Origin of the sequence: Clostridium sp. UBA1652 (genome assembly GCF_002320975.1) — a bacterium.
Lineage (GTDB): Bacteria > Bacillota > Clostridia > Clostridiales > Clostridiaceae > Clostridium_T > Clostridium_T intestinale.
Genome location: NZ_DCLI01000075.1, coordinates 4,588 through 12,620, shown reverse-complemented (window position 1 = coordinate 12,620; position 8,033 = coordinate 4,588). Strand labels below are relative to the sequence as shown.

The window sequence follows — 8,033 nt, the reverse complement described above, 5'->3', positions numbered from 1 at the left end:
TGGCTAGACATCAGATAAAAATTACCAAGGGGGCTTAGTGTTAATGAATAATACTACTACAAATCAATCAAAAATAAAAAACCTTGCTTTATACGGTCTGTTTATAGCTTTAGTTTACGTAGCTACTAGATTTATAAACATACCTGGTCCTACTTCTGGAGGACTATTTCATCTAGGTAATGTAATGGCTTTTACTATTGCTATAGTTTTTGGCAAAAAAGCTGGTGCCATATCGGGGGCGTTTGGCATGGCTTTATTTGATGTAACAAGTTCATATTTTATATGGGCACCATTTACATTTATAATAAGATTCACTATGGGATATATTATGGGATATCTTTCTCATAAAGCTGGTTCATCTAAATCAAAAGTAATAATATTCAATTCTTTAGGAATAATAATTGCAACTATAATTATGGTTGGTGGTTACTATCTTACAGAAGCTGCGATGTTAGGCAATTTTATAGCACCTATTCAATCTATATGGGGTAACTTTATGCAATGTGTTGTTGGTGCAGTAATAGGACTTCCTTTAGCTTACTATCTACAAGGAGCTTTTTCTCGTAGAAATATTCTAACTAACCTGTAAGGAGGTTATTATTATGAATACTTTATTAATGACACCTGGACCTACTTATATCAAAGAAAATGTACGACTTGCCTTAGCAAAGGAAATAACTAATCCTGACTTAGATTTGGAGTTTTTCGACTTCTATAAAAATATATGTTCAAAATTACAACTTCTATTAAATACAAAAAATAAAACTCTTGTTTTAGCTGGAGAAGGGATATTGGGTTTAGAGGCTGCTTGTGCTTCCTTAATAGAAGATGGAGATAAGGTTTTATGTATTGAAAATGGTATATATGGAGAAGGTTTTGGAGATTTTTCTAAAATGTATGGCGGCAGAGTTGACTATTTTCATGGTAATAAAAGAAAAGGAATTAATATAAATCAATTAGAAAACTTTCTTAAAGAAAACCATGATTATAAAATAGCAACATTAGTTCATTGTGAAACACCATCTGGTATAACTAATCCAATAAAAGACATATGTAAACTTCTTAATAGTTATAATATAATTTCTGTAGTTGATGCCGTATCTAGTATAGGTGGGGAAGAAGTTTATGTAGATGACTGGAATATAGATATTATAGTAGGCGGTTCTCAAAAGTGTCTTTCTGCTCCAGTTGGACTAACGTTTTTAAGTTTAAGTTCTAAAGCTTTAGATGCTATAAACAATAGAACTCAACCTATAAGAGGATTTTATACTAATCTTTCCACTTGGAATACTTGGTATGAGGATAAATGGTTTCCTTACACTCAGCCTATAAGTGATCTATATGCATTTGATGTTGCTTTAGATAATATATTGGAAGATAAAGAAGGAGTAATTTCTAGACATTCAAAATATGCCACTGCTCTTAGAAATACTCTAAAATATTCTGGACTAGAACTATTTCCAGAAACACATCCGTCAAATACAGTTTCTACTATATTAGTTCCTGATAATCTTAACTACAGTGATATATTCAATAATATGCTTAAAGAACATAATATAATGATCGCTGGTGGATTTGATTTTTTACAAAATAAGGTGTTTCGTATAGGGCATATGGGTGAAAACTGTTATGAAGATAAACTCTATTTGACACTTAAAGCTTTAGATTCAGTATTAAGAGATTTAGGATTTAACTTAGAAAAACATCTTCATAAAGAATTTGTAAATCAATTATAATAAAAGTGACAGTAGACAAATTTCAGAGAATTAATCTCTTATTGCCAACTGTCACTTTATAATTTATTAACCTATTTTAGAATCACTATGATTAAAAAGTTTTTTTGTATCTGCTAACGCCTCATCTAATCTTTTTAATACCTTATCAAAATCTTCATATGAAGTTGTAGCTGCAGGTTCAAATCTTATAGTTTTAGAATTTACTAGAGTACCAGCTGTCATTACTTTTCTCGAGAAAAGTCCTTTTGCAACTGAAAATCCCATTTCAGTTTTATTAAACTCTACTCCTATCATTAATCCAGCGCCTCTAACCTCTTGGATTAGTTCAGGATATTTACTTTTTAGCTTGTTTAATCCCTTAAGCAAATATTCCCCTTTTTCATGAGCTTGTTTAGGAATATCATGTTTTAACATATATTTTATAGTAGCTAGTGCTGCAGAACAAGCAAGTGGATTACCTCCAAAAGTTGGTGATCCTAAAATCCAAGGATTATCTTGAAGCTCCTTCACCCATAAATGCGGTCTTGCAATAATTCCTGTTATAGGCATAATTCCCCCACCAAAAGCTTTTCCGTAAGTTAAAATATCTGGAACAACCCCCTCTGCTTCACAACGAAACATTGTGCCAGTTCTTCCCATACCAGTTTGTATTTCATCTAAAATTAGACATACATCATACTCGTCACATATTTTTCTTACCTCTTTTAGATATCCCTTTGGTGGAATAATAATACCTCCCTCCCCTTGTATAGGCTCAAGTACAACTGCTGCAACTTTTTCACCTACATGTGTTAAGTTTCTTATGGCTTTTCTTATATCCTCTGCATTTCCATATTCAACGTGTTGTACTTGTTGTATCATAGGAAGATATGGAGTTCTATAGGTATCCTTTCCCCCTAGAGAAATAGCTCCCATAGACTTACCATGAAATCCGTTTACGGCAGAAATATACCAGCTACCTCCAGTAGCTATTCTTGCAAGTTTTATAGCCATTTCTACAGCTTCTGCTCCTCCATTTGTAAAGAAACAATAATTTAAGTCTCCTGGAGTAATCTCAGCCATAGCTTTAGCAAGGTACCCTCTTAATGGATCTAAAAGTTCTTGACTATGAAGTGCTTGCTTCTTAAGTTGAGCTTCAACAACCTCTAATATCTCTTCATTTCTATGACCACACATAAAAATCCCAAAACCACCTAAACAATCTATGAACTCTTCTCCATTTACATCATAAAAATATGAATCATTGTCAGTCCATTCAACAAAAGCTGCATTTGTAGAAACTGATTTTCTATACTTTAACCAGCCAGGATTCACGTAATTATTATAATTATCAACTGCTTCCTTTACTATTTTCTTCTTATCGTATGCCGTCAGTTCATCACCAGTTACATAGCTTAGGATTCTTTCTAAATCCTCAAGCACAAATTTCTTTTCCATAAATATCTACTCCTTTTCATTATTCTTTAAACCAATATAATGGCTCAGGTTTTAAATTAATATTAATTTGCTTCACTTCTGTATACTCCTCTAAACCAAAAGTTCCAAGTTCTCTTCCTATTCCACTTTGTTTATATCCACCCCAAGGTGCTTCATTAAATGTTGGATGATATGAGTTCACCCAAGTAATTCCTGCTCTTAACTTTTTTATAACTCTCATAGCTTTAGCTCCATCTTGAGTAAATACTGCACCTGCAAGTCCATAAACTGTATCATTTGCTAACTTTATTGCTTCTTCTTCTCCTGTAAACTTTTGTACCACAAGAACTGGTCCAAAAATCTCTTCTTTAACTATCGTCATATCTGGAGTTGTATCTATAAATATAGTAGGTTCAACGAAAAATCCATCCCTCAATTCTTCAGTGTTTATCTTATTTCCACCGCAAACTAATTTTGCACCCTCCTTTTTACCTACTTCAATATAATTTAGAACCTTATCCATCTGTATTTTGCTTACAAGAGGTCCCATTTCAGTTTCCTGATCAAATCCTGATCCAACCTTGATTTTTTTAGCTCTATCTACAAGTCTTGCGATGAATTTATCATATATCTTATCTTCAAGAATTAATCTTGAACCTGCTGAACACACTTGTCCTTGATTGCAAAATATACCAAACAATGCATAATCAACAGCTGTTTCAAAATCTGAATCTGCAAATACAATGTTTGGAGATTTTCCTCCAAGCTCTAATGAAATATTTTTTATATTTCCTGTGGCTGCCTGCATTATACTTCGTCCTGTTTTAGTACCACCAGTAAAAGCAACCTTATCTATATCTATATTAGCTGCAATCTCATGTCCAACTACAGCTCCTGCTCCCATAACTAGATTAGCAACTCCTTTTGGAATCCCTACAGATTCAATTACTTCAAATAATTTAATAGCACTAAGTGGAGTAACTTCTGATGGCTTAAATACAATTGTATTTCCTGCCGCTAATGCAGGAGCAATCTTCCATAAAGCCATTAAAAGTGGATAGTTCCATGGAATTATCTGACCACATACTCCTATAGGTTCTCTAACTACCATTGACTGCATATTAGGGTCAGGAACTTCATAAATTTGTCCACTTGGCTTATTAACAAGACCTGCATAATATCTTAAGCATGCAACTCCATCTTGTACATCTGCCACTGTTTCTCTAAGTGGTTTTCCATTATCTAAAGTATCTATCTCAGAAAATTCTTTTTCCATACTTTCTAATTTATCTGCAATTTTATATAGATAACTTGCTCTCTCTATAGCTGTAGTTTCCATCCATCCATCTTCATAGAAAGCTCTTTTTGCTGCTGCTACTGCTTTTTTAACATCTTCAGCCGTTCCTTCTGCANNCCGTCTCTATAACCTTACCCGTAGCTGGATTAATAATTTCTCTTATTTCTTCTGAGGATGAAGTTACCCATTCACCATCTATATACATCTTTTTAACATCCATAGCTCTTCCCTCCTTATATAACTATTGTTTAAATGAATTCCAAAGATCATCAAACTTTGATGTAGCTTCTCCAACATCCTTAACATATTCTCCTTTTGTGAATACTTCTGTAGGTAAATTTGAAGCCTTATTATTTTTATACTCATCTGGTAATAAATCATAAGCTGCCTTATTTACAATTTTATAAGGATATTCTTCTGCTATCATTTCTGTTATCTCTGGTCTAAGGATAAAATCTATAAACTTCTCAGCTGCCTCTTTATTTTTTGCACCTTTAGGAATAGCCATGTTGTCTAAGAATAAATAAGTTCCTTCCTCAGGAAAAACTGGTTGTATATTTTTATTTTCTTGGTAAGCAAGTGCAGCTTCAGCATTCCACATAAATCCTATAGAAGTTTCTCCACTTATCATTGAGGTCTTAGGACTATCACTATCGAAACTTCTTATATTAGGTTTTAATTTTGTTAGATATTCTTTAGCTTCTTGAAGTTTTTTATCATCAACTTCATTCATTGAATATCCTAATGCTCTAAGAGCAATACCTATAAGAGCTCTTTGGTCATCTAAAACCACTATAGAATCTTTATATTTAGAATTCAAAAGATCTTTAAATGATGTTATATTCTCCTTAACCTTATCTTTATTAACTGCAATAACTGCCGCCCCTGCTAAATAAGGAACAGAATATTCATTTCCTTTATCAAAATATTGATTTAAATATGCCTCATCTAAATTTTTAAAGTTTGTAATCTTATCAGTGTCTATCTTTTCAAGTAGTCCTTTATTAATCATTATATCTACCATATAGTCACTAGGTACCACAATATCATAAGTTCCTTCATTTGCCGTTTGAACTTTTGCTAGTAATTCCTCATTTGAAGAGTAGTTACTATAATTAACCTTTATTCCATACTCTTCTTGAAATTTATCAATAACAGATTGTGGTAAATATTCTGTCCAGTTAAAAACATTTAACTCACCTTTACTTTCAGAAGACTTCTTTCCACAACCGTATAGCCCCCCAACTAAAATAGTAGTTGTTAATAAAATCCCTAAAACCTTTTTAAATTTCATTTCTACACCCCTCTTAATCATTATTGTAATTTAAACTTTTTTCTTTTCTTGTTTGTATATATTGAGCCGCTCCAACTACCATAAAGGTTGCTACGAGCATCAAAGTTGAAAGTGCATTTACATCAGGAGTAACTCCCGTTTTAACCATTGAGAAAATCTTTAAAGGTAAGGTATTGCTTTGTGGCCCTGTAGTAAAAAAGCTTATTATCACATCATCTAAAGATAAAGTAAATGCTAATAATACTCCAGACATTACCCCTGGCCATATAACAGGTAAAGTTACTTTTAAAAAAGTTTTTAATCTACTAGCTCCTAAATCCATAGCTGCTTCTTCTATGGATTTATCAAATCCACTGAGTCTAGACCTTACAGTTATAACTACAAAAGGTATGCTAAATGTTGCATGGGCAAGCACTAAAGAAAATAAACCTAAATCTATTTTTAAAAGTGAAAAAAATGAAAGTAACGAAATTCCCAAAACTATTTCAGGAATAACTACTGGTACATATAATAAACTATCTATTACACTTTTCCCCTTAAAACTGTACCTGTACATTCCCACAGCAGCTATTGTTCCTATTATTCCAGAAACTAAAGTACTAAAAAAAGCAACTATCATTGTATTCTTTAAGGCCTCAAGAAGTGGGCCATTTGAAAATAATTCCCCGTACCACTTTAAAGTAAATCCCTCAAAGTTAATATTTAGTTTTGAACTATTAAAAGAGAATAATACCAACACAAAAATAGGCAGATATAAAAACAAATAAACAAGACATACATATACTAACGTTGATATATTAAATAACTTTTTACTTCTATTCATACTAAAATCCCCTTCCTATATCCTCCATATCTCCTCCAGTTTTTGAATATACTCCAACAAGAACTATTGTTAATATTATTAATACCATGGATAAAGCTGCTCCAAGAGGCCAATTCCTTGCCGTTAAGAATTGATTTTTTATTAAATTCCCTATAAGCATTATTTTGCTTCCACCTAATAAATCAGGAATAAAGAAATATCCTAAAGTAGGTATAAATACTAATATAGAACCTGCAAAAATCCCTGATTTAGTTAAAGGAAGAGTTACCTTTAAAAATGAATTCTTAGGTTTAGCTCCTAAGTCATTTGCGGCTTCAAGTAGCGACTTATCTAGTTTTTCAATTGAAGAATATAAGGGCAATACCATAAATGGAAATAGAGTATATACCATACCAATCATTACAGCAATATTTGTATACATTATCTTTAGAGGTTCATTAATAATATGAAGCGTCATGAGTACCTGATTTAATAACCCCTCAGTTCTAAGAATAATAATCCATCCATAAGTACGGATTAAGGAATTAGTCCAAAAGGGTACTATAACTAACATTAATAATATTACCCTTGTCATGGGTGATCTTTTTGATATGAAATATGCAAAAGGATATCCTATTATTAAACACAAAAAGGTAGTAGCTGCTGCTATAATTAAAGATCTTAAAAATATATTCAGGTATAAAGGATCAAATAGTGCTTTGTAATTAGCTAAGGTAAAAGAAGCTTCAACTCCACCATATACCCCCTTTTCCATAAAACTAATTCCGAGCACATATATTAGAGGTATTAATACAAAAAGTAAAAGCCAAAAAGTAACTGGTCCCACCATAGTAATTATTGGTATTATTGCCTTATTAAAATTATTAACTAGCTTTTTATTAACTGTCTCCATTTTATCCCCCCTATACACTTATGGTCCTTTTATTTTCTATAAAATCTAACCCGCTCTCTTCCCCTATAAATTTCTCCTCATTGTCTTTTGAGTGCATAACTACAGCATCTTTAACATTCCAATGTATATACACCTTTTTGCCTATTGGAATTAAATCCTCTCCTGTTAACCTATTTATTTTTATCTCTTCTCCCGAAGATAAAACTACAATACTCTTAATCATAGATCCAACATATACATGCTCTTTAACTATACCTACTAAAGAAAACCCCTCTATGGATTGCATGGACATATTGATTTTTTCAGGTCTTACTGATACATATACATGCTCATCCTCCATAAACCCTTTAGCATAAGAGACCACTTGTCCTTCATCAACATCTATTTTTAAATAATCTCCATTATTTGCTCTAATAGTTCCAGAAAATATATTTGATTCCCCTATAAAATCAGCAACAAATTTTGATACTGGTCTTTCATATATCTCATCTGGAGTTCCAACTTGCTCTAATATTCCTCCATTCATAATGGCTATTCTATCACTCATAGTAAGAGCTTCTTCTTGATCATGGGTA

At 32.2% G+C, this 8,033-nt stretch carries 7 protein-coding genes and 1 pseudogene; 2 read left to right on the top strand and 6 right to left on the bottom strand.

What is annotated here, in order from left to right; translation table 11 throughout:
* Positions 1-43 precede the first annotated feature (43 nt).
* Both B3N22_RS14740 and B3N22_RS14735 read left to right on the top strand, forming a co-directional pair.
* Positions 44-589, top strand: coding sequence for an ECF transporter S component (locus tag B3N22_RS14740; RefSeq protein WP_073019150.1), 546 nt, complete (start codon positions 44-46; stop codon positions 587-589).
* Positions 590-602: 13 nt separating this feature from the next.
* Positions 603-1,736, top strand: coding sequence for a pyridoxal-phosphate-dependent aminotransferase family protein (locus tag B3N22_RS14735; RefSeq protein WP_286908338.1), 1,134 nt, complete (start codon positions 603-605; stop codon positions 1,734-1,736).
* A 66-nt stretch (positions 1,737-1,802) separates the two neighbouring features.
* Here the strand turns inward: B3N22_RS14735 and B3N22_RS14730 are convergent, their stop codons facing one another.
* From B3N22_RS14730 to B3N22_RS14705, 6 genes and pseudogenes are all read right to left on the bottom strand, one after another.
* Positions 1,803-3,173: a putrescine aminotransferase gene (locus B3N22_RS14730; RefSeq protein ID WP_286908336.1), complete on the bottom strand. Its 1,371-nt coding sequence runs from the start codon at positions 3,171-3,173 to the stop codon at positions 1,803-1,805.
* 19 nt (positions 3,174-3,192) lie between these two features.
* Positions 3,193-4,503 (bottom strand): annotated as a pseudogene (locus B3N22_RS14725) (aldehyde dehydrogenase family protein); the annotation flags it as partial.
* A 187-nt stretch (positions 4,504-4,690) separates the two neighbouring features.
* Positions 4,691-5,743 (bottom strand): polyamine ABC transporter substrate-binding protein, encoded by a 1,053-nt coding sequence (locus B3N22_RS14720; RefSeq protein ID WP_286908335.1) that lies wholly within the window; start codon positions 5,741-5,743, stop codon positions 4,691-4,693.
* Between the two features lie 13 nt (positions 5,744-5,756).
* Positions 5,757-6,566 (bottom strand): ABC transporter permease, encoded by an 810-nt coding sequence (locus tag B3N22_RS14715; protein ID WP_286908334.1) that lies wholly within the window; start codon positions 6,564-6,566, stop codon positions 5,757-5,759.
* Between the two features lies 1 nt (position 6,567).
* A complete protein-coding gene (locus tag B3N22_RS14710; RefSeq protein WP_286908332.1) occupies positions 6,568-7,458 on the bottom strand; it encodes an ABC transporter permease in 891 nt (296 codons plus the stop codon).
* 10 nt (positions 7,459-7,468) lie between these two features.
* A partial coding sequence (locus B3N22_RS14705) for a TOBE domain-containing protein (protein ID WP_286908330.1) occupies positions 7,469-8,033 on the bottom strand: 565 nt, incomplete at its 5' end.